General features: G+C 38.1%; 22 protein-coding genes. 15 read left to right on the top strand and 7 right to left on the bottom strand.

The genetic code is table 11. The features are described from left to right. Window position 1: 1 nt before the first annotated feature. The gene (gene proB / locus MHB51_RS03610) at window positions 2-1,096 is read right to left on the bottom strand and encodes a glutamate 5-kinase (RefSeq protein ID WP_342559004.1); all 1,095 of its coding nucleotides are present in this window, start codon (window positions 1,094-1,096) and stop codon (window positions 2-4) included. 515 nt (window positions 1,097-1,611) lie between these two features. Here proB and MHB51_RS03605 point away from each other — a divergent pair. Then, entirely contained in the window at window positions 1,612-2,112 is a 501-nt protein-coding gene (locus tag MHB51_RS03605; RefSeq protein WP_161485059.1) for a sigma-70 family RNA polymerase sigma factor, read from the top strand. A gap of 326 nt (window positions 2,113-2,438) precedes the next feature. Here the strand turns inward: MHB51_RS03605 and MHB51_RS03600 are convergent, their stop codons facing one another. Next, window positions 2,439-2,834, bottom strand: coding sequence for a hypothetical protein (locus MHB51_RS03600; protein WP_066163517.1), 396 nt, complete (start codon window positions 2,832-2,834; stop codon window positions 2,439-2,441). A gap of 337 nt (window positions 2,835-3,171) precedes the next feature. On the opposite strand from MHB51_RS03600, the gene MHB51_RS03595 reads away from it, so the two are divergent. Together MHB51_RS03595 and MHB51_RS03590 are read left to right on the top strand one after the other, a co-directional pair. Further along, window positions 3,172-5,226 carry a type IA DNA topoisomerase gene (locus tag MHB51_RS03595; protein WP_107942608.1) on the top strand — a complete coding sequence of 685 codons (2,055 nt, stop codon included), beginning with the start codon at window positions 3,172-3,174 and terminating at the stop codon, window positions 5,224-5,226. Between the two features lie 554 nt (window positions 5,227-5,780). After that, window positions 5,781-7,139, top strand: a complete 1,359-nt coding sequence (locus tag MHB51_RS03590; protein ID WP_342559003.1) for an aspartate kinase — start codon at window positions 5,781-5,783, stop codon at window positions 7,137-7,139. Between the two features lie 68 nt (window positions 7,140-7,207). Here the strand turns inward: MHB51_RS03590 and MHB51_RS03585 are convergent, their stop codons facing one another. After that, on the bottom strand, window positions 7,208-7,762 hold the full coding sequence (locus MHB51_RS03585; protein ID WP_066163510.1) for a dihydrofolate reductase family protein: 555 nt from the start codon (window positions 7,760-7,762) through the stop codon (window positions 7,208-7,210). A gap of 134 nt (window positions 7,763-7,896) precedes the next feature. Between MHB51_RS03585 and MHB51_RS03580 the strand changes: the two genes are divergently transcribed. From MHB51_RS03580 to MHB51_RS03545, 8 genes are all read left to right on the top strand, one after another. Continuing rightward, on the top strand, window positions 7,897-9,675 hold the full coding sequence (locus tag MHB51_RS03580) for a glycerophosphodiester phosphodiesterase (protein ID WP_342559002.1): 1,779 nt from the start codon (window positions 7,897-7,899) through the stop codon (window positions 9,673-9,675). 10 nt (window positions 9,676-9,685) lie between these two features. Then, a complete protein-coding gene (locus MHB51_RS03575) occupies window positions 9,686-10,216 on the top strand; it encodes a peptide ABC transporter ATPase (RefSeq protein WP_342559001.1) in 531 nt (176 codons plus the stop codon). A gap of 13 nt (window positions 10,217-10,229) precedes the next feature. Further along, window positions 10,230-10,430 (top strand): thymidylate synthase, encoded by a 201-nt coding sequence (locus MHB51_RS03570; RefSeq protein ID WP_066163500.1) that lies wholly within the window; start codon window positions 10,230-10,232, stop codon window positions 10,428-10,430. Window positions 10,431-10,541: 111 nt separating this feature from the next. Further along, window positions 10,542-10,967: a hypothetical protein gene (locus tag MHB51_RS03565; RefSeq protein ID WP_342559000.1), complete on the top strand. Its 426-nt coding sequence runs from the start codon at window positions 10,542-10,544 to the stop codon at window positions 10,965-10,967. A 513-nt stretch (window positions 10,968-11,480) separates the two neighbouring features. Then, the gene (locus MHB51_RS03560; protein WP_342558999.1) at window positions 11,481-11,750 is read left to right on the top strand and encodes a hypothetical protein; all 270 of its coding nucleotides are present in this window, start codon (window positions 11,481-11,483) and stop codon (window positions 11,748-11,750) included. Between the two features lie 18 nt (window positions 11,751-11,768). Further along, entirely contained in the window at window positions 11,769-11,921 is a 153-nt protein-coding gene (locus tag MHB51_RS03555; RefSeq protein ID WP_342558998.1) for a hypothetical protein, read from the top strand. Between the two features lie 101 nt (window positions 11,922-12,022). Continuing rightward, complete coding sequence (locus MHB51_RS03550; RefSeq protein ID WP_342558997.1) at window positions 12,023-12,181, top strand: hypothetical protein; 159 nt, start codon at window positions 12,023-12,025, stop codon at window positions 12,179-12,181. Window positions 12,182-12,330: 149 nt separating this feature from the next. Next, window positions 12,331-14,547 carry a YheC/YheD family protein gene (locus MHB51_RS03545; RefSeq protein WP_342558996.1) on the top strand — a complete coding sequence of 739 codons (2,217 nt, stop codon included), beginning with the start codon at window positions 12,331-12,333 and terminating at the stop codon, window positions 14,545-14,547. 55 nt (window positions 14,548-14,602) lie between these two features. Here the strand turns inward: MHB51_RS03545 and MHB51_RS03540 are convergent, their stop codons facing one another. Continuing rightward, window positions 14,603-15,814: an ATP-grasp domain-containing protein gene (locus MHB51_RS03540; protein WP_066163493.1), complete on the bottom strand. Its 1,212-nt coding sequence runs from the start codon at window positions 15,812-15,814 to the stop codon at window positions 14,603-14,605. Window positions 15,815-15,981: 167 nt separating this feature from the next. Between MHB51_RS03540 and MHB51_RS03535 the strand changes: the two genes are divergently transcribed. Together MHB51_RS03535 and murF are read left to right on the top strand one after the other, a co-directional pair. Beyond that, window positions 15,982-17,364, top strand: coding sequence for a Mur ligase family protein (locus tag MHB51_RS03535; protein WP_107942617.1), 1,383 nt, complete (start codon window positions 15,982-15,984; stop codon window positions 17,362-17,364). Between the two features lie 5 nt (window positions 17,365-17,369). Next, complete coding sequence (murF, locus tag MHB51_RS03530; RefSeq protein ID WP_235616049.1) at window positions 17,370-18,749, top strand: UDP-N-acetylmuramoyl-tripeptide--D-alanyl-D-alanine ligase; 1,380 nt, start codon at window positions 17,370-17,372, stop codon at window positions 18,747-18,749. Here murF and MHB51_RS03525 read toward each other — a convergent pair. Next, window positions 18,732-18,929, bottom strand: a complete 198-nt coding sequence (locus MHB51_RS03525; RefSeq protein ID WP_342558995.1) for a hypothetical protein — start codon at window positions 18,927-18,929, stop codon at window positions 18,732-18,734. The genes murF and MHB51_RS03525 overlap by 18 nt on opposite strands. Before the next feature lie 4 nt (window positions 18,930-18,933). Further along, complete coding sequence (locus MHB51_RS03520) at window positions 18,934-19,866, bottom strand: NlpC/P60 family protein (protein ID WP_235616019.1); 933 nt, start codon at window positions 19,864-19,866, stop codon at window positions 18,934-18,936. A gap of 806 nt (window positions 19,867-20,672) precedes the next feature. Between MHB51_RS03520 and MHB51_RS03515 the strand changes: the two genes are divergently transcribed. After that, window positions 20,673-22,283, top strand: a complete 1,611-nt coding sequence (locus MHB51_RS03515; protein ID WP_066163485.1) for a Na/Pi symporter — start codon at window positions 20,673-20,675, stop codon at window positions 22,281-22,283. 222 nt (window positions 22,284-22,505) lie between these two features. On the opposite strand, the gene MHB51_RS03510 is transcribed toward MHB51_RS03515, so the two are convergent. Continuing rightward, the gene (locus MHB51_RS03510; RefSeq protein WP_342558994.1) at window positions 22,506-22,799 is read right to left on the bottom strand and encodes a hypothetical protein; all 294 of its coding nucleotides are present in this window, start codon (window positions 22,797-22,799) and stop codon (window positions 22,506-22,508) included. Window positions 22,800-23,075: 276 nt separating this feature from the next. Between MHB51_RS03510 and MHB51_RS03505 the strand changes: the two genes are divergently transcribed. Next, complete coding sequence (locus MHB51_RS03505; protein ID WP_342558993.1) at window positions 23,076-23,732, top strand: reverse transcriptase-like protein; 657 nt, start codon at window positions 23,076-23,078, stop codon at window positions 23,730-23,732. The last annotated feature ends 94 nt before the right edge of the window (window positions 23,733-23,826 follow it).

Raw genomic sequence — 23,826 nt, 5'->3', positions numbered from 1 at the left:
TTTAAACCTCCTTCATTTGAACCCAATAATCACGATGAATTACTTCTGTTGGTTGTTTGAATAATTCAGTCGTGCGCTTTCCCATTGCTTGCTCGAGCTCCTCCTTGGAATATTTTATTTCACCACGTCCGATACAATGATGCTGGTAAAACACTTCAACGACATCACCTCGTTTAAAATGACCTTCCAATGCGTAAACACCTGCTGGTAATAAGCTTTTGCCTCCAGTCGTCAAAGCTTTGACAGCCCCTTCATCAATGAATACTTTTCCTGTAACTGTAGATAATCGAAGCCATTGTCTACGGCTTGATAAAGTGGAGGGTTCCTCGCTAGAAATATACGTACCATCCCCATTGCCAGCTAAAACTTCCAGTAATTTTTTTGCTCCTGTTCCTTTTCCGATAAAAACATTAATGCCTGCTTCAAGAGCATAGCGCGTAGCTAATAGCTTTGACTCCATCCCCCCTGTGCCGACTTTGGAGCTGCTGCCCGATGTGTTAGCAAGTAGCTCATCCGATATAACAGTTAAAAAATCTAAGCGTTTGGCATTAGGATTTTTTGTGGGATTCACTGTATATAGCCCATTGATATCCGTCAAAATAATTAGTTGGTCTGCATGAACAAGCCCTGCTACTAATGCAGAGAGCATATCATTGTCTCCAAATGTCAGCTCCGCAACAGATATCGTATCATTTTCATTAATAATCGGTATTACAGAGCGCTCTAGTAGCTCAGAAAATGTAGCAGAGGCATTTTTGTAACGTTCTTTTTCGCTAAAATCTGTACGAGTTAGCAAGACCTGTGCTGAAATAATATTGTATTTGATAAATGCCTCATTGTAGAGCTGAATTAGTAGGCTTTGTCCAACAGCCGCCGCTGCCTGTCTGCCTTTCATCGTGACGGGACGTGTTGGATAGCCGAGCTTGCGGAAACCAGCAGCGACAGCGCCAGATGAAACGAGTAACACCTCGTGCCCTGAAAGCTTCAACTGTACGAGAGCTTCGATATGGTCATTAAATTTTTCAAAATCAATTTCTCCTTTATTATTTGTTAAAGAGCTACTGCCAATTTTTACGACAATCCGTTTTCGTTCCATATTTCTCCTCCTAGCAGATGCAATGAAAAAAAGCCCATTTCCTCCTAATTGATATAGGACGAAAGGGACTTCCGTGGTACCACCTAAATTGAATGCATACAATGCATTCCACTTATCTCATAACGCTGAGTGAGCGCTTAGTTTGGCTAAGGGCAAGTTGAGGGAGGTTGGGCGGCTTGTACTATGCGAATTTTTCAGCCAAAGCATTCGCTCTCTGTTATAGTCAGTGACCGCTTACTAGTCTTCAATAAGCTAAATATATTTTACATAGCATGCACGATGAAGTGTATTTTGTCAATTGTAATTTTGAATATTCCGATAATAAAAATGGCGAAAAATACTATTTTTAAACGTTAAAATGCATAAATATAATATTTTATGTATAAAAAATTTGATTTTCTCCTTATTTTATAATAAAAATATGCTATTTTCGTTTTTGATAGATTGATTCCTAATGACTATATTTAAGCCACCTAGGAATAAGCAGCTTGTGCACAATGCAAAAGGAATCTTCAATGAACTTTGAACAATGCTATGAACAGTATAAACCGTTAATTCAAAAGGCGTTATATCGTTGCCGCGTTTATGGCAATTTTGATGAATATAGACATATAGCGATGATTGCTTTATGGGAGGCGACGCAAACATATGACGAAAATAAAGGAACCTTCGAAACATATGCCTATTTTATGATGCGCTATCAAATTATTGCTGAGATGCGCAAGCAAAACAATCATCGAAATCGCAACATGCTAGTTGGTGATGAAGCTTTGCAAGTTTTTATAGATGATGGACGAAATGCCATTGTGATTGAAACACCAGCACTCGCAATATTGTGGGAAGAGTTAACGACAGATGAGCGCTATATTTTGACTAGCTATTATGTCCTGCAAAATAGTGACAAAGAAATTGCGCAAGCTTTACAACTCAAAGTGGAAACGTTGAAAAAAAGAAGACAGCGCCTATTAAAGCGCTTGAACAAACAGCTTACTGAGTGCGGTAACATGTTGTTGTAAAAAAGATAAAATCTCTTTCATCTAAATTCAAAATAATACCATTAAACCCAATGTTTATTACTTTGCCAAACAAGCTAGCATCCTTTGACTTAATAAAACAAAAACGAAAAGGGCTGTCCAAAAAGCCGTGCATAGCCGGCGTTTTGGACAGTAGCAATGATGTTTCGCAAAATGTTGATTCCTATAAACAGAGAACACCTCTTTTAAAAATGGGATGAACATTTGCTTTAGCAGCGTTATCCTTCAGTAAAAGGGAAGCGATGAAAACATTGATTTCAATGCGGTGTCAAAACAAAATAGACTTTTCGCACAACTCCTTTCTGAATTTACAAATTTTCATATAAATGCTGAATAAAATGTGTGCGCTCTTCGGGGGATTGCTGAAAATTATTAATGAGCAATGCTCCAAGCGTAAAATCGTCATCATTGATTAAAAACTGCATATTCACAGGTTGTTCTTGCTCGTTAATTGTACATTGCCCTTTAAATTCTACAACAGCCTGCTCACGCTGAGTTTTAAAATAGACCCATTTGCTTTCATCACAATAATGATTAAACACATCCTCGATTGTTGTTGTATTCGTTTCACTTAATGATATTTGCTTTATTTCATCTATGTATTGATTATCTGTAATATCATCCTTTGGTCCATAAAAATAAATGAAAATGCCGATAATACAAAGCGGCACTAGCCAAAAAATTGTACGTTTTCCAAACCCCATAAGTCCCCTCCTCATTTACACTAGTAGCATTATAGCATTTGATGATACAGTTGGAACAGTGAAATTGTGTACTGAAAGAAAATATAGAGAGAGGAAGACACCGATGAATCAACTAAAAATTATAAAGTTAAATGAGCAAAATTTACAAACTGAAGGTTGCTATTGCTTGCGAAGTGATAAGTGAGCTGCAGGTTATCAGCATAAAAATGAATGGTTACAGCAGCAATTTCAGCAAGGCTTGCGATATATTAAAGCAATAGAAGGTGAAAAGCAGGCAGGCTTTATCTGATTTACAAACATATGTACGTTTAATATACTAGTTATATAGAAAGGGGCGATGTATAAAGTGAGAGCGCTGCTCATTGCCGAAAAGCCATCGCTAATGCGAGATATTGAAAAAGTTTATAAGCGCATGCAATTGCCATATACAATTGACTTTGCTTCATTTATAGGACATGTTGTGGAGCTAAAGGAGCCACACGAATATAAAAAGGAATGGAAAAAATGGGATTTAGCAGTGCTACCGATGATGCCGGAGCGCTATGAATTTCGTGTAAAAAAAACTGCCTATAAAGTGTATAGGGAGCTAGAGCAAAAGCTAAAAACAGGGCACTATGATTTTATTATAAATGCGTGTGATGCGGGGATGGAAGGGGAAAACATCTTTTATTCCTTTTATAAAAAAGTGGGCTGCAGGCTACCCGTAAAGCGCTTTTGGACATCACAAACAACGGATAATGCAATACATAAAGCATTGACCCATTTGCTAGATGAAAATGATTACCTCATTCGCAATCTGCGCAATGCTGCCATGTATCGCATGATATTTGACTGGCTAATTGGCTTAAACTTAACGCGTGTTGCTACGGTAAAAGGTGGGCGTACGATTAAAGTTGGTCGTGTAATGACGCCAACCCTCGCCATTGTAGTCAAACGTGAGCTTGAAATAAAACAATTCCAGCCAGAGCCATATGCGCAAATTGAATTACAGCTACCAGAAATGACGGCGCTATGGTTTGACCCAGTCCAAAACACAAATAAAATACAATCTGGCGAAGTGAAGGCCATTGCTGCACGTATTACAGAAACAGCGATTGTCAAAGAGCTGAAAACTGAGCGCAAAGCATTGCCTGCCCCACCATTGCATTCATTGCTGGAACTGCAAAAGGAAGCGAATAAATTTTATGGCTTTACATCTGCAAACACATTAAAAATTGCTCAAAGCTTGTATGAAAAAAAGTTAATTACTTATCCACGTACCGAATCTAAGCATTTACCGACAGCATTTGCTGAAAATATTACAGCACATATTAAAGCGCTTTGTTCATTAGAAGAATACCAAGCTATTGCAGGGGAAATTATGCGTAATCACTCGAATATAGCTCGTGTCACCTCCTCTAAACGCTACGTAGATGATAAAAAATTAACGGACCATCATGCTATTACAGTAACGGATGTAGCTGTAGGGCGCAAAAAGCTAACTGAGGCGGAATGGAAAGTGTACCATCTTATTTGTAAACGTCTTTTAGCTATCTTTTTACCAGCCTATCAATTCGATAAAACGACTATTATTTTACAATCTGGTGGGGAGCTTTTTAAGCAAACAGGTAATCGTATTGTAGAAAAAGGCTACACAGTATTATATGAAACATTTCGTAGAAAGGGGGAACTTCCTCTCCCTTTATTAAAGGTAGACGATATATTACCAATTAAGGAGTTAAATATTTTATCTAAAATGACTGAACCGCCATCACGTTACACAGATAGTACATTGCTTGATGCGATGTTCCATGCAGGGCGCTTTATAGAGGATGCAGAGCTGCAAAAAATTTTAAAGGACGCAGAAGGTATTGGTACATCGGCAACACGTGCAGAAATTATAGAAAAATTGATAACGATTGGTATGCTAGAACGACAAGGGAAATCATTAGCTGCTACTAATTTTGGAATCGATGTTATTGCTAGCTTAGGCAATCATGATGTCGTTTCTCCAATTTTAACAGCAATTTGGAGCAAAAAGCTAAAGGACATTGTCGATGGTCAATTAAATGCATCTGCATTTTATAAGGAAATGCTTGCCTTTGTAGAAGAAACAACAGCGCGTATGAAAGCGTTGGAAATGCAAGTGGCTGAAAAAGAGATTGTCGTTGTCGGGAGCTGCCCATTATGTCGTAATGCAGTAGTAGAAGGGTTCCGAGCATATACATGTCAAAACAAAGCATGTAAATTTGCTATTAGCAAAGTATTAATGAAAGGTAAAGTAACAGCAATTGATGCGAAGAAGTTACTTTCTGGCAAAGAAACTCGTGAAATCCGCTTTACATGGAAAAGCGGTAAAAAAGGTAAAGCTCGCCTGAAGTTACAAGGGGAGAAGTTGGAGTTTGTTTTTTAGGATTTACCAAAGTAATCAGGGCTATCGGAAAAGATAATTTCTTTTCTGATAGCCCTTCATGCTATATTCAAAATTTCCTACAAGTATATCTCATGATAGTTACAATTAAAAAGACTGTCACTTTCCAGTAGCTGAATAAGCTGGGACTTTTAAGTTGTTGATAAGCAATCATTTCATATGCGAAAAAGAGAGGATGCCATACTATTTTTCCTAAATTCCTAGTTAAAATTAGATATAGCAATTTTATCGTTAGAAACTTTAGTAAACTGGTAAGATTTCTATTGTTTTTTAGGGAATATGCGTATACAATAATGCTCTGTAAAGTAATTTGTGAATACTTGTCTGAATTGTTTTTCAACTAGGAAATTCGCACTTTTTCGCATGAAAAACCATATAATAAGTGCAAATGTTTTGAAAAATGTTCATCTTTTTATAAAAAAACGTCAAACTTATTACAAATTGTCTTGACGTATTTGTAATAAGTTTGTACACTGTGTAAAATCAAATGTTTTTTGGGGAAGTACAATAATATTATAAGGTAAGGATTTGGTAAAATGATTGTATGTAAATTTGGTGGAACTTCTGTTGCGAATGCGCAGCAAATTAAAAAAGTTGCGAATATTGTAAAAGCTAATCCAGCAAGAAAAATTATTGCAGTATCTGCTCCAGGAAAGCGCACGAATGATGATATTAAAGTAACGGATTTATTAATTGAACTTGCAAACAGTGCATTGCAAGATGGAGATACTGAGTTAAAATTAAACATAGTAATTGAACGTTATGCTGATATTGCAGCAGAGCTAGGATTAGATGATACGATTATCCAAATCATCACAGATGACTTGCGCGAACGTCTGGAAGCAGACAAGTCACAACAGGCATTATTTATGGATAACATAAAGGCCAGTGGTGAGGATAATAATGCAAAGCTTATCGCAGCTTATTTTAATTCAATCGGAATGCCCGCCAAGTACGTGAGTCCAAAAGAGGGCTTAGTTGTGAACGATTTACCAGAGCGAACTTTTGCTTTGCCTGAAACATATGAGAATCTAAGCAAGCTTGCGAATGTCGAGGAAATCATTGTGTTCCCGGGCTTCTTTGGTTATACAAAGACGGGCGTACTGCGTACGTTTGACCGCGGTGGCTCAGATATAACAGGTTCGATTTTAGCCTCCGCAGTTAATGCAGAACTTTATGAAAACTTTACTGACGTTGACTGCGTCTTTTCAGCAAATCCGAAAGTGGTGAATTGTCCAGTGGAAATCAAGGAAATCACATATCGTGAAATGCGTGAACTTTCCTATGCGGGGTTCTCAGTATTTCATGATGAAGCGTTAATGCCTGTATATAAACAAGGGATTCCAGTAAATATTAAAAACACAAATAATCCTGCTGCATCTGGTACACGTATTGTACCAAAGCGCCCGGCAACAGGTAGCCCTGTTACAGGTATTGCGACGGATAGCGGATTTTCTATTTTATATGTATCGAAATATTTAATGAATCGTGAAGTAGGCTTCGGTAGACGTTTACTGCAAATTATCGAGGAAGAAAATATTTCATATGAGCATACACCATCTGGACTAGATGATATTTCAGTTATTATGCGTTCCCATCAATTGGACGATGAGATTGAGGCGCGTATTATGAAGCGGGTGAAAGAGGAATTACAAGCGGAGGACGTGCATTTTCGTCATGATTTTTCAATGGTTGTAATCGTAGGTGAAGGTATGCGAAATAACACGGGCTTAGCAGCGCGCGCAGCGACGGCTATTTCAAATACAGGCGCTAATATTGAAATGATTAATCAAGGTTCTTCAGAAGTAAGCCTTGTATTTGGCGTACTAAGCCAATATGAGAATCAAATTTTAAAGGCGCTTTATGAGGAGTTTTTTGCTCATACAACTGTGTAAAAAGTAAAGCTACTGTAATTATTAGAGAAAATCTAATTTTACAGTAGCTTTTTATTGAGCGAAACCAATTAATTGTTATGATATATTAATTGTACAACGCCAGATGAAAATGTTCTTGTGTTAACAAGCTTTAAATTTATTTTTTCTGTAACATTTGTGAATAATGGCTTACCTTCCCCTAAAACAACAGGATGAATGGATAATCGAAATTCATCTATAAGCCCTAAATCAATGAATGCTGTAATGAGACTTGCTCCACCATAGAGCCAAATATTTTTGCCAGTTTTCTTTTTTAATGCCTGCATTTCCTCGGCAATATTTTCTTGAATAAAAACAGCTTTGCTATGGTCTTGTTGTTTCGTTTTTGAAAAAACGTATTTTTCTTTACTATGAACAAGTGCCCAAAATTGCTTCTCTTCATCATCATTTGTATCAGGCGTATAGTGTCCCCACAAATCATAGCTTTTTCTACCATACAAAATTGTGTCGATATTGCTTAAAAAGTGTGAGAACTCCATATCGGAATCCATAATACACCAATCTATTTCTCCATTTTTTCCTTCAATGAAGCCATCTAATGTGATTGCTAAATCTAAAATAATTTTTCTTTCATTGTTTTGCATGACCTTTCTCCTTTCGTTTTGCAGTGAAGGGTTTGATTTTACCATTGTGAAGCGAAAGAAACAATTTAGTAAACTGAGCTTTCCTGCATACAATTTGTCGATTTTTGCGTAAAATAGAACACGGGGGTGGGTGAATGGAGCGCATTTTACGCGTAATTCGACTTGTTTTTCGCAATATTTATACGTACCGAGTAGATTATATCCGGGTCTTTTTAGGGATTCGGCTATTTCAATTACTCATTGCATTGCCGTCGATTTCACTGCTGTTGACGGCGACATTGCATCTTTTAAATATAGATAGTATTACAGAGGAAAACATTATCCAGCTATTTGCTCACCCATTATTTTTATTTGTCATAGCACTAATGATTTTAATTGTTTTATTGTTTATTTATTATGAAATGGGTTTGCTTATTTTGCTTGCCTACCATCAGCAAAGAGGAATACCGTATACATTACGGCAGCTATGGCGTCGATTAAACAAAAAGGTTGTTTATTTTATTAGCTTTGAAACAGGCTTACTATTTCTATATGTGGTACTCGTCATGCCACTCATTTCTTCTATACTACCATCTACGATTACACAAAGTTTAAGTATCCCAGATTTTATCGTGGATGAATTAATGACATCTTCACAGGGGCGGCTTTTATATATAATTGGAATCGCATTATTATTTTTAATTAGTTTGCGCTTTATTTTGACGATGCCGTATTTTACAGTATATCAATGGACAACAATTTTACAGGCTGTAAAATTAAGCTGGCAATTTTCGCAACGCAGATTGATTGAACTTGTCGGCATGCTCGGGTTGATACTTATAATGCATTTAAGCTTAACTGTTATTTTATTAGGGTTAACCTTTGTGCCTTTATTTGTTATTGAGCGATTAATCCCAGACCTGGCACTTGTCACAGCCGCCTTTACATTAACTTTTGCACAGGGCTTACTATTGCTTTTATTTACTTTATTACAAGCGCTTTTTTCACAGCTCATTGTTGTCGTTGGCTTTCGTCTAACACATGATAAACAAGTGGCGCTGCATAACGAATCATTTCGTGAAACGATTATGCATTGGACGATTGTTTGTACTATTTTTGTTTATTTTTTAATGAGTGGTGTGCAAGTAATTAATTTAGAAAAAACACTCTACGAGCCAGAGACGAAGGTTATTGCGCATCGGGGCTTTATGGAGCAGGGTGTGGAAAATACAATGAGTTCCCTTATTGCATCTGTGGAAGCAGGGGCAGATTTAGTGGAAATTGATATACAACAAACAAAGGATGGAAAGTTTGTCGTTTTTCATGACCCTACATTGATGAGAATGGCTGGTCGGAAGGAAGCAGTATACCAAATGGCGTTAGATGAGCTAACGAATACGACTGTAAGAGCGGGTAAATTGCATGATAAAATTCCCTCTTTAGAAGAAATGTTGCAAAAAAGTGAGGAGCTTAATATTCAATTATTAATTGAAATAAAGCCACATGGACATGAAACAGATGATTATTTACAGCAGTTCATTGAGCTCCTTTTATATTATGACGCATTGGAAAAGCATTATGTCCAATCAATTGATAGCACGGTTATTTGGAGATTAAACGAATTAGAGCCACGCATAAAAGTGGGGCTTGTCTTTGCGCTTTATATTGGAAAAATCCCGCCTGTGAAAGCAGATTTTATTGCATTACAGCAGGATGTGGCATCAGGTCGCATGATGGAGCAAGTTAAGCGTAATGAAATGGAATTGTTTATTTGGACAGTTAATGCTGAGCGTGATATTCAATATTTTTTAGAGCATGGTGTTGATGGAATCATTACAAATCATCCAGATAAAGCAAAAAATAGCCGTACAATGCTAAGTAACGAAACATATTTTTTAAAACGAATTTATAATAAATTAACGATATTATTTTAAGGAGCTTACAATGAATCAATATATGTACCAATTATCAGGAAATATTGCATCGACAGAAAAAAATCCGATAGTTAGCGCAAATGGTGAGCAAGTAGCTTATGTCGCACGCATCTATAGCAACCGATTAAAGCGATTACTGGATGGCTATTTTGATTATCGTTATTTTTTAACGTATGAAATCATCGATTTAAGCGGCGATGTAACATTTCGTATTTCCAAAAAATTTCGCCGTGGTAAACTATGGTTTGAGGCGTTTTCTTATAGTAAGCAGGAACGTTATACAATAACGTACGAAAATTGGCGTGTTGGTCTGCCAGAGCTAGCTATTCATTGGCCCGGTGGCATAATGAAAATTGATAAGCAAATGGAAGGTTGGTCGACCTTTACAGTAAATGACGAGATTATTGCCCGCTGGCAGGCAGTCTATGTAGAAGCAGAGGACGTTTTTCAAGTAGTGCTGCAAATTGAGCCAGATAGTCCTGTGCAGCAGATGGATTTTTTTGTCGCAATTAGCCAAGCCGCATTATTTATAGGTTCTTAAGGAGAGTGAAGAAATGAATGTTATTTTTGCATTAACAGCAACAGGGGAACAGCTTTTAGAAACGGTATCAACAGATGTTGCAGGGCTCTTAGCAGCCGTTCAAGGAGAGAGCGTAACATTTCCCTTCGGTAGCTATCAGTATGATTTTCATGCATTAGACCATTATGAGGAGGATGGTGCATATCGTCAGGAGCTTGTGATTTATCTAAAATGAGTGCCAGGCACGCACACAATTTCCACACAATTTAGGCGAAGCCCACTGTCACGAGGCAGGCATTTGACATATGGTAAGTGTACAGATGCTTTTGCGCGGGAGGAGAGGGGTGTGTTGGACGAACAACAAAATCGTTTATGCGACGTGCTAAAGGAAATATTGCATTTTCAAAATTTAATCGAGCATACTTGGACAAAGCATTTTAATTATTTATTATTGAAAATTGTCGGTAGCGATACAATTCCAATTGCGCTATTGACGAGGCGAGGTACGCATTTGCAGCTAACGGATTATGAAAGTGGCTTTACGACCTGTTATTTTCGCATCGAAAATATTGATGTTTCAAGTAACCTATTAACTGTTTCTTTTTTATGCCCAATGTCAATAGAGGGTGAACCGATTATGCGGTCTGAAGAAATGGTCACGCTAAAAAAGACGAACAGGGAAGCAACGATTAATATTACGACACTTTCAGGTGTTCAGCTTCTTTCTACTTCATTGCTAAGTGCGAATATTTTCGTTGAATCAAAGTGGTGATAATTACTTGAAAAGCCGAAAATCAACTCTATCTATTCGCTTTAATTTAAAAGCAAAGACGTTGTATCCTACGTTTTCACTCCTTTAAAAGAAGGTAACCATCTTAACGCAATAACAAAATAACAAGGTGTCTGAAAAATGGCACGCTAAGCATGTTTTCTGTGTAGAGTAATCGCAGAATCATGCTTTTTAGCAATTGAGGTGAAAAGTATTTTGATAATTAAAGATTAGAACAACATCAGGCGTGTTGATTATGAAAATATTGGATATGGATGCGTGTGTTTAAGGTAGAGAATGCACTGTTAATAAAGGGTTTACTTGTTGATTGGAGTGAAGGGGGCGAGTGCTCCTGCGATTACTCGTCGCAAAGCAAAGCCTTCCAGCAGGACAAAGTGAAGGGAGGCTAAAATCGCCGCGTCCCCCGCAACGGAAATCAACAAATTTCCTAGGCTTTTTTGTAAAATAAAGGCTAATCAACACACCTGCTATTTTTATTATTTTGAGGAGTACTCGTTGAAGGAGATTGCTGCAATTCTTACAATTAATGGGAATAAAGTAAAAACAAGGCTATGTAAAGGTAAAGCATTACTAAAAAAGATTGGAGGCGTTAAAATGGACGAGCGATTAAAAAATTTAAAGCGGGCAATGAAAAAGAATATATTTGCTGATTTGCATTTCAATGAGGAGCATCGTGCAACAATTCGCGATAAAATGCAGACAAATGTTGAAAAGGAATTTTTTACTCTTTTAACAGAGCGTAAAACAGCGATGGAGCTCATTTAGCTTTTACACGTAAAAGGAGTGAAAAGCATATGGCAAAATGAAGGTATCGTTTTTATTAAGCTACATCAAGCAGAGTTAGAGGGTGATGCGGATAGTATTTGGAATGAGCAAGATGAAAAATCCTATAACCCTACGAAAAAGGGGCTGCAAAAATATGGAGTGGCGATGTAATCAATTTTAGAAAAATTTATTGCGTGAGGTGAGCGTAAATGAATCTTAGTCGATTTTTACGGCAGGTCACATCCTTTATCCACTCAAGGCTGCAAAACAGCATGTTGGATAACAAGAAGGCGGAAAGGCTTGCAAAACAGCATATAGGTAACCCTCTAACACTTGGAAGGGAGCTTGGTCAGGTACATAAGCCGAAAATGGATTGGCTTATGCTTGGGCTTGGTATTTATCGTAGAAAATCGTATATTTTTTGCAGTTAAACGAAGGGGCTATTCCAACCTAACTGCTTAATAGGGTTAATTTACTTTGGTGAAAACAGCTATGTTTTCTATGTCGTTTAAGCTTCTGTCCTTACTATTTTAGTTTTACTTGAATCTAATAAATAGAGATAGTAGAAGGAGGGATATTTTTGACGACGATTGGCATGCTACACCATCGGAAAGACCCAACAACGGTGTTAAAATCATATGCCTTTGCTGCTGTGGCAAAGGTAGAAGGTGTTGACTTTTTTTATTTCACACCGAAAAGCGTTAATTTTACGAGGAAAACTATATTGGCCCAAGTGTATGAAAATGGCGCATGGCATGAAAAGGAATGCCCTTTTCCAGACGTTATTTACAATGCAGGAAGCCCAGAAAAACTTGCTGTGTCAAAGGATATAATAGGGAAGCTGCGCAAGGAAATTCCTTTTACAACGAATTCTATCGGCAATAAGTGGAATGTGGCAAAGCGTTTACTTGCGTATAAGGATTTTGCTAAATACATTATCCCAACAGAAATTATTCAGAAGACGGAAACTGTTCATCAGCATTTGGCGAAATATCCGACTATTGCTTTTAAGCCAATAGATGGGCGTAAAGGAAAGGGAATTTATTTCATTTCAAAAGAAGGTACGAGTTACACGGTTAAACATAATAGTACAGTAACGAAATATACAAAAACACAGCTTGATGCATTATTAGCACAACAGCTAGCAACAGGTACATTTATTGTTCAGCCTTATATCCGCTCAGTTACAAAATCAGGCTTAGTGTTTGATTTTCGCTTGCATGTCCAAAAAAATGGGGATGGCAATTGGGTAGTGACAACGGTTTATCCGCGCGTAGCTCCGGCAGGTAGTTTAATTCCTAACATTAATAATGGCGGCTACACAAATTATTTAGAGCCTTTTTTACAGCAGGAGTTTGCGGAGCAAGCCTATGATTTAAAGCGTACATTAGAGCATTTTTCATTATCGCTAGCCAGACACTTAGAGCACATTCAAATACAGGAGTTTGGTGAACTCATCGATGAAATTGGGGTCGATGTCGGTTTAGACCAAAATATGAGGCTTTGGATTTATGAAGTGAATTGGCGTCCCGGCTGTCCACCAACGTTTTATTTAGAGCTTGATGTTGTGAAAAATACGATTCGTTATGCTAAATATTTAGCGGACAACAAGCAAGTTTTAGCAAAGGCAAGACAGGCGAAGCGGGTGCATAAAGCACAGCAACAGGAGCCATTAGTGACAAAGCCAATTGCAAAATCGCAGGTGCGTCCTAGCGATATGCCGATTATTGCGATTACAGGGAGTGCAGGTAAAACAACAACAAAGGCATTCCTATCCTCTATTTTACGAACAAAATGGTCGACCTTTGAATCAAAGGATTATTGGAATACGACAGAGCATACAAAAAAGCACGCAATGGAGCTAGCGAATGGCTATGAGGCAGCCGTTTTAGAGTATGGAATGGCGTACAAAGGTGTTATTACTGAGCATTGTCGCATACTTAAGCCTACAATGAGTATTGTAACAAATGTTGGCTTAGCGCATGTCGGGAATTTTGATGGCGATGTAAAGCAAGTGGCACTCGCTAAATCCGAATTAATTCAAGGAATGGATCAGCATGGGGTGCTCGTTATTAATAAAGATGATTTCAATTCTAACTATTTAACACTAAAGCAATTTAAAGGAAAAATAATAACTGTAGGCATTCATTCTGATGCGGATTATAGGGCGTATAATGTGCGCTATAAAGAGGATGGCATGGCGTTTAAAACCAAGCTACGCGGTAAGGAAATCTCACTCTTTATTCCAATTTTAGGGGAGCACCATGTATACAATGCATTGAATGCTATTGCACTTGCTGATTATTTACAGTTTAGCCCTCAGGAAATTAAGCAAGGCTTGGTCTTCAAAAAACCACCTCGCCGCTTGACGCTTTATCATTGCAAGCGGGCGATTACGCTTATTGATGATACGGTGCACTCGCACCCACAAGGGGTAAAGGCAGCAATTGATGTATTGTCGTCCATTGCAAAACGTCGAAAAGTTGCCATTATTGGTCAAATGCGAGAGCTTGGTGATTTGCGAGAGGCGGAGTATAAAAAGGTGGGAGAATATATAACAGAGCAAGGCATCGATATTTTTATTACGTATGGCTTCCGCACGGAGGAAATGAATGCAGCGGCGAAGGCAAAAGGCTTTAATCCCAAAAATATGTATCATTTTACAAACAAAGAGCAGTTACATGATTTGTTAGAAAAAATTATTAAGCAAGGTGACACAATCCTCATTAAAGGGGCTAGTAAAACAAATATGTTTGAAACCGTCAAGTTTTTAGCGGATTTATACGAGGGGAAATAGGAAATCGTAGATAACTAAACAAACAGCATCTCCGGCTAAAGGAGATGCTGTTTGTTTATTGTATGCTTTTCAAATGGAAATGAATTTTTTTTGCGGCGGAATAGGCATTTCTTTTTGCTTCGTGCTTAGTACGACCTGTTGCGATGACATAGGCATAACGATGCCCCATGGAAAGTGGTGGGATTAAAACGGTTCCTCTCCGTGGCTTAATATAGACGTCGACAACACCCGGGCTGCTTTTGGCTTTATTTCGACCTGTTACTCTTTCTAGTACACCTTTGCGTTCAACAACTAAGTATTTCGTATAGACGAAGTGATGATGAAGTGGCTCAATATTAGGCTTTTCACCTATTAAAAGCTTTAAGGTCTCCTGTACTAAACTAAAACCGAAGGCTGCTTGTAGCATATGGTTCATCGCACCGCCTGAAATGCGTGGGTTAATTTCAATCAGCTTCCAACCAGCTTTTGTATGGCGTAGTTCCAAATGCATCGCACCGTTCTTTAACTGAAAGGCAGTTGTGATTGACTCGACAATGTTTTGCAAATCTTCCTGCATTTTCGCTGGGATATGAGCAAGCACGGTATAGCCTGTAATGATAAAACGTTTGCCTTGTGTAATATCTTGTTCAATAACCGCAATTAAATGTGGCTGACCATTATGAATAATTGTTTCGACTAAATATTGGGGGCCATCGATATACTCTTCAATCATAATTGTGTCCTTCGGATATTTTTCTTGCAGCGCTGTGATGTGCTGATTTAATTGCTTTTTGTTTAGTGCGTAAAGAACATCCTTCGAACCAGTCGATTTGGGGGATTTGACGATAAGAGGGAAGCTCATTTTAGGAAGCTCACTCACATTATCTGCCTGTAATATTGTAAATTTCGGTGTAAATTCGAACTTTTGTAAGTACTGTCTTGTCGCCTCTTTGTTTTCCATCGTTGCAATCGCTTCCGATTGCGCATAGTTTTGACAAAATTCATCGCATAATAGAGAGGCTGTGTGCACGTAAGGGTCTGTAAAGCTGACGATGCTAATAATCGTTAGCTGGGTTTGCTGTAAAGTGAGTATTGCCTTTCTCATGGCATTCATATTTGTGATATCGACTAACACCATTTTATGCACATCAGCATATTCCTTTCTTTGCAGGAATTGCTTTTCATTATTTGTAAAAAGAACGGTAAAATAGCCGAGACTTTCAGCAGCTTTAATTGCTTCACGACTCGAGCCACTTTTGTTTGTTCCAATAAAAACAATCGTTTTCACATCATCACTCCTCATTTTAGCTATATACGATTTCTATCTTTCTATATGTATGAGCATAATAGGGCTTCATATAGTTGACTATCACGTGCGACTTATAAAAATAAGAGAACATTCATCCAAATGTGTTTGTCTTGCTGGCATATGCTACTAGCAGAAGGGGGGAGTGTATGAAGCCTATACCTGTTGGTGCTGTAGTAGAAATTATCGGTGGAGAACTTGTAAAAGGGTCATCTGATCTTTTAATTGAACATGGTGCATATCGTTTAAGGCAAATAAAGCATAAAAGGACAGCGTTTTTTACGAATACGAAAATTGTCAATTGGCAAAGCTTATCGACTTTTTTTCCGTTAGTTATTGTGACGGAATGGGCATATCGTTTAAAGGAAGTGCCTGATGGAGTAACGATTGTGAAAGTGGATGATATGACAAGTGCTTATTGGAAATTTGTTGAATATTATCGCAGTCAATTTAAAATTCCGATTGTTGCCATTACAGGAACGGCTGGAAAAACGACAACAAAGGAAATGGTGAAGCATATACTGTCAAGTGACTATGAGGTTGTAGCGACACATTTAAGCAATAATTCTCGTACAGAGCTGCTGCAAAATTTATTGCGTATCAGCGAAATGACGAATGCAGCGGTTTTTGAAACGGCGGTTGGTGCTCCGGGAGATGTGCTTGGTGCAGGGCGTTATTTTAAGCCATCTATCGGCGTCATTACAAATATAGGGTCGCATCACTTAAACTATTGTAAAACACAAGAAGGATATATCGAGGCAAAGGCTGAAATGCTGCAAATAGTAGGAAAAGGTACACTTATTATTAATGCGGATGATATAAATACAAAAAAAATCAACTTTCATGGTTTTCAAGGAAAAATCATTCGCTTTGGGAAAAGCAATGCAGATTATTTAGTAAGTAGCATTACGTATACAGAACGTGGAATGCGCTTTATTTTGCATCATCAACAAAAGCAATATGTTGTGAAAATGCCCGGCCACGGAGAGCATCAAGTGTATAACGCATTAGCTGCATTAGCTGTTGTACATGAAATCGGAATGCCTTTACAAAAGGCCATTACACAGCTTGCTACGTTTCGCAAATTAAATAAGCAGCTACAAATTTTGAGAGGGATTAACGGCTCTATGTTAATTGATGATACGTGGAGCATTACAACGACATCCCTTGATGCAGCTTTACATGTTTTAAATAAGCTAGGACATGGTAAAAAGAAAATTGCCGTGATTGGGACAATTACGGATTTAGGTTCATGGGGCTATAGCATTCACAAGCAAGCAGGTGAAATTATTTATAAGCATGGTGTTGACGTACTCATTACGATTGGTGAACATGCAAGCATTATGGCATCAAAGGCGCAGCAATTAGGTCTTGATGCGGATATTTATAGCTTTAAAAATAATGTGTTAGCACGCAGTCTTCTTAAAAAAATTGTTGACAGTAATACGGTGATTTTAATTAAAGGCGATATGTACAGCGAGGCAATACATGAATTAGCAGCACAATTACGTCGAGGGGAGGAGCAAGCTTGATAGCAGTGTCGATAAAAGACCTCCGAGCCTTGTTGAATGCCCAGTTAATACAAGGCGCTACCAACTTTTCAGTAAAGCAGGCCCTACACTATCAGCAGCTAGATAGTATAAAGCGTGATGCGCTCATCTTCCTTCGTAAAAATGAAAACGTCGACTGGAAGAGGCTAGCGCAGCACGCACCAATTGTGATTGTGTCTGATAAGGCAGAAGAGGAATTGCGAAAGGCTCCTATCGCCATTACGATATTGCAGGTGAAAAATATGCACCGCGCGTTTTGGCAATTTGTTGACTATTATCGCGAGCTCTTTACGATTCCAGTCGTTGCTTTAACAGGCACATGTGGCAAGACGACAACAAAGGAAATGATTCGTCATATTTTATTAGAGGATTGGCAAGTACAGGCGACAGTGAGCAGCATTAATGAGCCAAGGCAGTCGCTTAATTATTTAACGATGGTTGACCGAAAAACACAGGCGGCTGTTTTCGAGCTAGGGCTAGGAAATTTAGGGAATATTAAACATCAATGCTTAATTTACAAGCCGACAATTGGGATTATTACCAATATCGGTGTACATCATTTAGATGGCTGTAAAAGCTTGCAAGGCTATATTCAAGCAAAGGCAGAAATTGTAGACGGGATTCAGGAAAATGGAACATTAATAATGAATGCGGATGATGAAAATAGCAAAAAAATTTCTTTGACAGCTTTTAAAGGGAAAATTGTGACGTTTAGTGTCAAACAAAATGCAAACTATAAAGCAAGCAATATTCAATATGTTGCAGGAGGAATGCGCTTCTCCTTACTAAAGGAAAAAGAGCGCTACGAATGTTTTGTACCAGGCTACGGAGAGCATCAAGTGTACAATGCTTTAGCAGCATTTGCGGCAACAACTGAAATGGGCTTTCCATTGCGTAAAGCAATTGCTAAGCTTCGAACATTTAAAAACATGGAGCGTCACTTACAATTTTCAAGTGGCTTAGCAGGGAGCACAATTATTGACGATACATGGACGAATAATCCAACCTCAATTGAAGCAGCTTTAAAGGTGCTTCAAGCAGTAGGGAAGGAGAAAAAACGAGTTGTAATTTTAGGTGATATCAAACGATTAGGTAAGTATGAGCGCCAATATCATCGTGAAATAGGCACGCTCATTGCTAAGCAATCTATTGATACATTAATAACAATTGGAAACAGTGCCAAGGAAATAGCGCTACAGGCGAAGGCAGATGGTACGACAGCACGAGTGCATAGCTTTACAGATGTCACAGGGGTAATGGATTTACTGAAGAAAATTTTAACGAAAGATGCGATTGTTTTAATAAAAGGCCCGATGTCGAGCAGGTCAATGATTGGGTTTGCAAGTGAATTAAAGGGCAAGAACTAGCAAAGCGAAGACTATCTGGAAGGGTAATTTTGTTTTTTCTCTTTTACTCTGGAGAAACACTGCTAATCCCTGTGTTTCTCCTATTTTCAAAGAGATTGTTATGAGTAAGATTTTTGTTAAAACACCATCAAAAGCGTCCAAAAAGCCGGCAATTGCACGGCTTTTTGGACGGCCACTCATACATTTATTTTGTAATGCGCTTTGCTGTAATAAAACGATCCTTGTAGTAATCCACAAGTAAGACACGCGTAATGACACCATCTTTAGTTGGCACAATAATGCGATGCTCACCTGCATAAACGGCAACGAGTGTTGGGTTTTTAGAGCCCTTTGCACTACTGAAAAAGACGATATCCCCTTTTTGTAAATTGTTGCGTGAAACAGTCGTTCCAAGCTTCATTTGCTGTGATAAAACAGTTGTATTAATTTTCACACCGCTTTGCCCTAATACATATTGCACATAGCCACCAGCAGTAAAGCGTTTTTGCGCGGCTGCGTTAATAGAGCCAATAATGGCACTATTTTTATGAAGAAAGGCTTTTTCAACAATTTTATCCCCTGTTGATGCTGGGTTTGAAGCCATTAAGGATGGCAGCACACGACGGGCAGCATAATAATTATCTTTATAATATGGCTTGCTATTCATATCAGTAATCACAATATTCTGTTTTGAATCTGCCATATGTAGTAACTTGTTATTGCCAATATAAATTCCTACATGGTCAGGGTCTGTTCCTGTTTTTTTACTTTTGAAAAAGACTAAATCCCCTTTCTGCAATTGGCTTTTAGCCACCGCTTTCCCTTGCTGAAGCATATAATCCTCGTTATATGTGCCTAAATCAACGCCATTTTTCTCAAAAATATACATTAAAAATGAGGCACAAGAAAATTTATAAGGTGCTGTCGCTTTGTATTGTGTGTTGCTATATGTTGCTTTGCCAATTAAGCTTTTCCCCGTTGCGATAATTTGGTCTGCCTTTTGATTTACTGCTTGCTGACTAACGCTAGCAGTGGCAGCCGCTACTTCAGTAGTTTGAAAAGTAGCAGGTAATAATGGAATTGAGCTGCAGCTAATAGTTAGTGCTAATGCTGCTGTGAATATTTGTTTTTTCATCATGGTCCCTCCTTGATTTCAAGCTCGCCATGATTGTAGCATGCATAAATTGTGCATTTGTTAGGTAAGTTTATCCAATGGGAAATGTGACAATTTTAAACCATTGCTACATAGGTATCGAGTAGGGTAATTTACAGTTGTGTAACAAATATGACGGGAGGGGGTTATTGGAAAAGGAGGATAGCATCTGCATTTATTCGTAGCAAAAAGCGGTATTTGATAATGTACGAAGCCACAGCTTTAATTGGAATGATTCGTTGCTAAAAGATAAAAGGTTGCCCTAAAGTTTCTTTAAAATAAACAAATCAAACTCCATTTACAGTTGCGTCAAAAATGTCTGAGTCGCCCGATTCAATTACTGCTTAAAGTTACTCGCTGCTTTTAATATCTGAATTGCGGACAATATTTCATCAGTATGAATCATTTGTAAATTATTTATGAAATTTCAGTTATTTTTTTATAGTAAAATGGTAATATAAAGTGAACCTTCAGCCCAACGGAGACTGTTAATAGAAGTACATAAGTTAGTAATCTGACATCCTGTAAAAAATGCTCAATCCCTTATTCACTGAAAAAGCTTCTTCAGCTTTAAAGAAGAATGCTTACAGTTTGTTAAGAATCTATTTATCCCGCATTAGCGGGCAGTAAGACGCCCACTTCAAGACTTGAGTAAGGATAAGTGAGAAATCCACTGCCCGTAAATGCCCGATTGGTTAAACTAACAATCAGTGGGAATGGGGGAAACCCCGACTGATTGTAGTTTCACTTTATCTATAAAATTGAATCATTATTTCTTTGGTGGTGAATGTATGCTGACGATTTTCGGCGGAATCGGACTGTTTTTGCTCGGCATGTCCATGCTAACGAACGGTCTGAAAGAAATCGCAGGAGAGGCATTAAAGCGCTGGTTAAATAAGTTCACAAGAGGAACCTTTAGCTCTATGCTATCAGGCATTCTTATGACTGTTTTAGTGCAATCTTCTACAGCAACGACGCTTCTAACAATTGGTTTTGTTAGTGCCGGCTTGCTAACCTTTGTCCAATCCATCGGTGTGATTATCGGTGCGAATATTGGTAGTACATCTACAGGTTGGATTATATCATTAATTGGCTTTAAAATTAGCCTACAAGCAATGGCATTACCGATTATTGGTTTCGGGGTATTTATGTCATTTATTGCACCGCGCGATATTAAAAAATTTGGTGGTGTACTAGCCGGGTTCGGTTTACTGTTTTTGGGAATTGATATGCTACAGCAAGGGATGGGGGATGCACAAAATTTAATTGCCTTCGATAAAATCCCAGCAAATTCGTTTTTCTCTGTCTTATTATTAATTATTATCGGGATTGTTATGACGATTATTATGCAAGCCTCTAGTGCGGCGATGGCGGCGACTTTAGCGGCATTATTTACGGGTGCCATTGATTTTGAGCAGGCCGCATATTTAGTAATCGGGCAGAATATCGGAACAACGGCGACTGCTTTATTTGCAGCAATTGGGGCATCGGTATCAGCGAAGCGTACAGCAATGACCCATTTACTATTCAATGTAGTAACGGCACTTCTCGTTACAATCTCATTCCCGTATTTCTTACAATTGGTAAAATGGCTAACAGAAGCGATTGCGGGTAGCTTTGATGAAACGATGGCACTAGCTATTTTTCACACTTTGTTTAGCGTCCTTGGGGCAATTATTTTCATGCCATTTATTAAGCAATTTGCAAAGCTTCTAAAGAAAATCGTTCCTGAACGCGAAAATGTGCTTACACGCAATTTAGATACGAAGCTATTAGAAGTGCCTTCAGTTGCGCTTGATGTTTCCTTTAAAACAATACGTGATATTATGGCAGTATTAACGACTGCTCAAAGTGCCTTAATGGCAACGAAAAAAATTACAGCAGACTATGAACGGAAAATTGATGAGGTAGAGGAAGCAATTAAAATTACACACGACTATCTGAATGCTATACAGTCGACTTCGCAAAGGGAGCGCAACAAGCATATTGCCATTTTACACACGCAGGACCATTTAGTAAGATTAGTAAAAGTATTGCGAGAACAGCAGCAATTAGAGGCACTTGTATTACAGCCGCAATTAATGACAGAGTGGCAAGAAATATTAGCCTCCGTACAGCAAAGCTTAGGGAGTGAAGAGCCTCTGAGTGCAATGGCTAAAACATTAGAAGAGCATTCACAGATGATGGCACAAGCGCGTCGCAATAAGCGCAATGAATACTTCGAGCGTTCCGTTGCGAACGAAACAGAGCTGGGCGTTGCTGTTTCTAAAGTAGGGGCATTACTTTGGATTGACCGTCTTGTCTATCATTATTGGCGTGCAACTGCCCGCATGGCTGAATTCCAGCAAATTGACGAGGAGAAACGCCTCAAAGCCTCAGCAGAGAAATCGAATATTGCTTAATAGGAGTCGTCTGAAAAGCGTGCAAAGCACTGTTTTTCAGACGATTTTTGCTGAGAAGCCGCTCTTATAGTTGATAAAATCACTAATAGAACTGGACAAGTCGCAAATAAATCAAAATTTTGCATGTTCAAAATGGTACAAGGCAATCCATTATAAGGGCTAGGGAATAATATATAGAGAAGGCGGAATCTTCAAATTCACTGTTTAAGGAAAATTTGATTTTCACTTTTGAGCATTTATTAAAGCTACTAATGCAAGGCGTTGAATTTCATCAGCATGTTCTAAAATGCTAGCGCTAATTTTGGAAATAGCTTTAATTGCTTCACCAATATCGGAGGAATTGTGGCGTATAGATGTAACCTGATGCGCTAATTCATTAAATACGAGTGTTACTTGCTCAAACCTTGCTAGTCTTTCATTTGCACGATTTGTTTCCTCATGGATAGATGCAATAACCGTTTTAATTTCTTGCTGCGTATCATTTAAACTAACAGCTAGCGTTAATCGGTTTACCAATTGTCTTCTAAATTAATAAACGCACTAATTGTTGTTATAACAATTAAAAAAATGCTCACTATAATAATATGTGTTTATACATCCTTAGTGCTCTGTTGAACTCGTTGCAATTCAAGGGTGTGGTTGAATAATTTTTCACCAAATACTTGAGGATTAATATAATTTTAAAAATTTATTCACAGACGAATTTAATTATGAACGATTACTAATTTAGCTCCATATGTAAAAAACCTGTTAATATAATAATAAAGATTGACTTAAAAGGGAGAAATGTAAGTGAATATACAAATCGAATGGGAATATAAGGCGAAAAATGGTGCGCAAACGGTTTTCACTTCTGAGCAATTACCAGCAGCACAAGTATTAATGATTGTGGAAGATTTAATGCTGACAGGTCGAGCAAAAAAAATTGTACTGACAGATGCATATGACAGCACGTGGACAGTAAAGGAGCTAAAGAAGTATGTGAAGGAAATTGCTTCTGAGCCCCAAAATATTACGATTTATTTTGATGGTGGCTTTCATAAGAGCGCAAGGCAGGCCGGCTTAGGTTATGTTGTCTACTTTGAACAAAATGAAAAGCAATATCGAATTCGCAAAAACGCTTTTGTAGATGGTTTATTATCCAATAATGAAGCGGAGTATGCGGCGTTGCATTTGAGCATTCGTGAGCTAGAGGAGCTAGGTGTGCATCATAGCACGGTTTATTTTAAAGGTGATTCGCAAGTGGTAATCCAGCAAATGGCTGGTGATTGGCCTGTTTATGAGAAGGAATTGGCTGAATGGGCGAGTAAAATTGATGCTAGGCTAGCAAAATTAAATATTACACCTATTTATGAGCATGTATCGAGGAAGCAAAATGAGGAGGCAGACCGACTAGCAACACAGGCATTAAATGGAATTGAAATAGATGGTAAAAAAGAGCTGAGTTAAATTTCTTAATACACCATGAAACAATACGCCTAGGGAAAAATGGGAGGCGCTTTTGCCATACTAAAAATAATCGACATAGCAGAGAATACATGCT

Origin of the sequence: Metasolibacillus sp. FSL K6-0083 (assembly GCF_038630865.1) — a bacterium.
GTDB classification, from domain to species: Bacteria; Bacillota; Bacilli; order Bacillales_A; family Planococcaceae; genus Metasolibacillus; species Metasolibacillus fluoroglycofenilyticus.
Note: the sequence above shows the minus strand (reverse complement) of the source record. Positions and strands in the feature narration are given on the sequence as shown.

Excerpts from the sequence above, each read along its gene's own strand:
- proB (WP_342559004.1), bottom strand. The coding sequence starts at position 1,096 with ATGGAACGAAAACGGATTGTCGTAAAAATTGGCAGTAGCTCTTTAACA.
- MHB51_RS03605 (WP_161485059.1), top strand. The coding sequence starts at position 1,612 with ATGAACTTTGAACAATGCTATGAACAGTATAAACCGTTAATTCAAAAG.
- MHB51_RS03600 (WP_066163517.1), bottom strand. The coding sequence starts at position 2,834 with ATGGGGTTTGGAAAACGTACAATTTTTTGGCTAGTGCCGCTTTGTATT.
- MHB51_RS03595 (WP_107942608.1), top strand. The coding sequence starts at position 3,172 with ATGTATAAAGTGAGAGCGCTGCTCATTGCCGAAAAGCCATCGCTAATG.
- MHB51_RS03590 (WP_342559003.1), top strand. The coding sequence starts at position 5,781 with ATGATTGTATGTAAATTTGGTGGAACTTCTGTTGCGAATGCGCAGCAA.
- MHB51_RS03585 (WP_066163510.1), bottom strand. The coding sequence starts at position 7,762 with ATGCAAAACAATGAAAGAAAAATTATTTTAGATTTAGCAATCACATTA.
- MHB51_RS03580 (WP_342559002.1), top strand. The coding sequence starts at position 7,897 with ATGGAGCGCATTTTACGCGTAATTCGACTTGTTTTTCGCAATATTTAT.
- MHB51_RS03575 (WP_342559001.1), top strand. The coding sequence starts at position 9,686 with ATGAATCAATATATGTACCAATTATCAGGAAATATTGCATCGACAGAA.
- MHB51_RS03570 (WP_066163500.1), top strand. The coding sequence starts at position 10,230 with ATGAATGTTATTTTTGCATTAACAGCAACAGGGGAACAGCTTTTAGAA.
- MHB51_RS03550 (WP_342558997.1), top strand. The coding sequence starts at position 12,023 with ATGTTGGATAACAAGAAGGCGGAAAGGCTTGCAAAACAGCATATAGGT.
- MHB51_RS03535 (WP_107942617.1), top strand. The coding sequence starts at position 15,982 with ATGAAGCCTATACCTGTTGGTGCTGTAGTAGAAATTATCGGTGGAGAA.
- MHB51_RS03525 (WP_342558995.1), bottom strand. The coding sequence starts at position 18,929 with ATGAGTGGCCGTCCAAAAAGCCGTGCAATTGCCGGCTTTTTGGACGCT.
- MHB51_RS03520 (WP_235616019.1), bottom strand. The coding sequence starts at position 19,866 with ATGATGAAAAAACAAATATTCACAGCAGCATTAGCACTAACTATTAGC.
- MHB51_RS03515 (WP_066163485.1), top strand. The coding sequence starts at position 20,673 with ATGCTGACGATTTTCGGCGGAATCGGACTGTTTTTGCTCGGCATGTCC.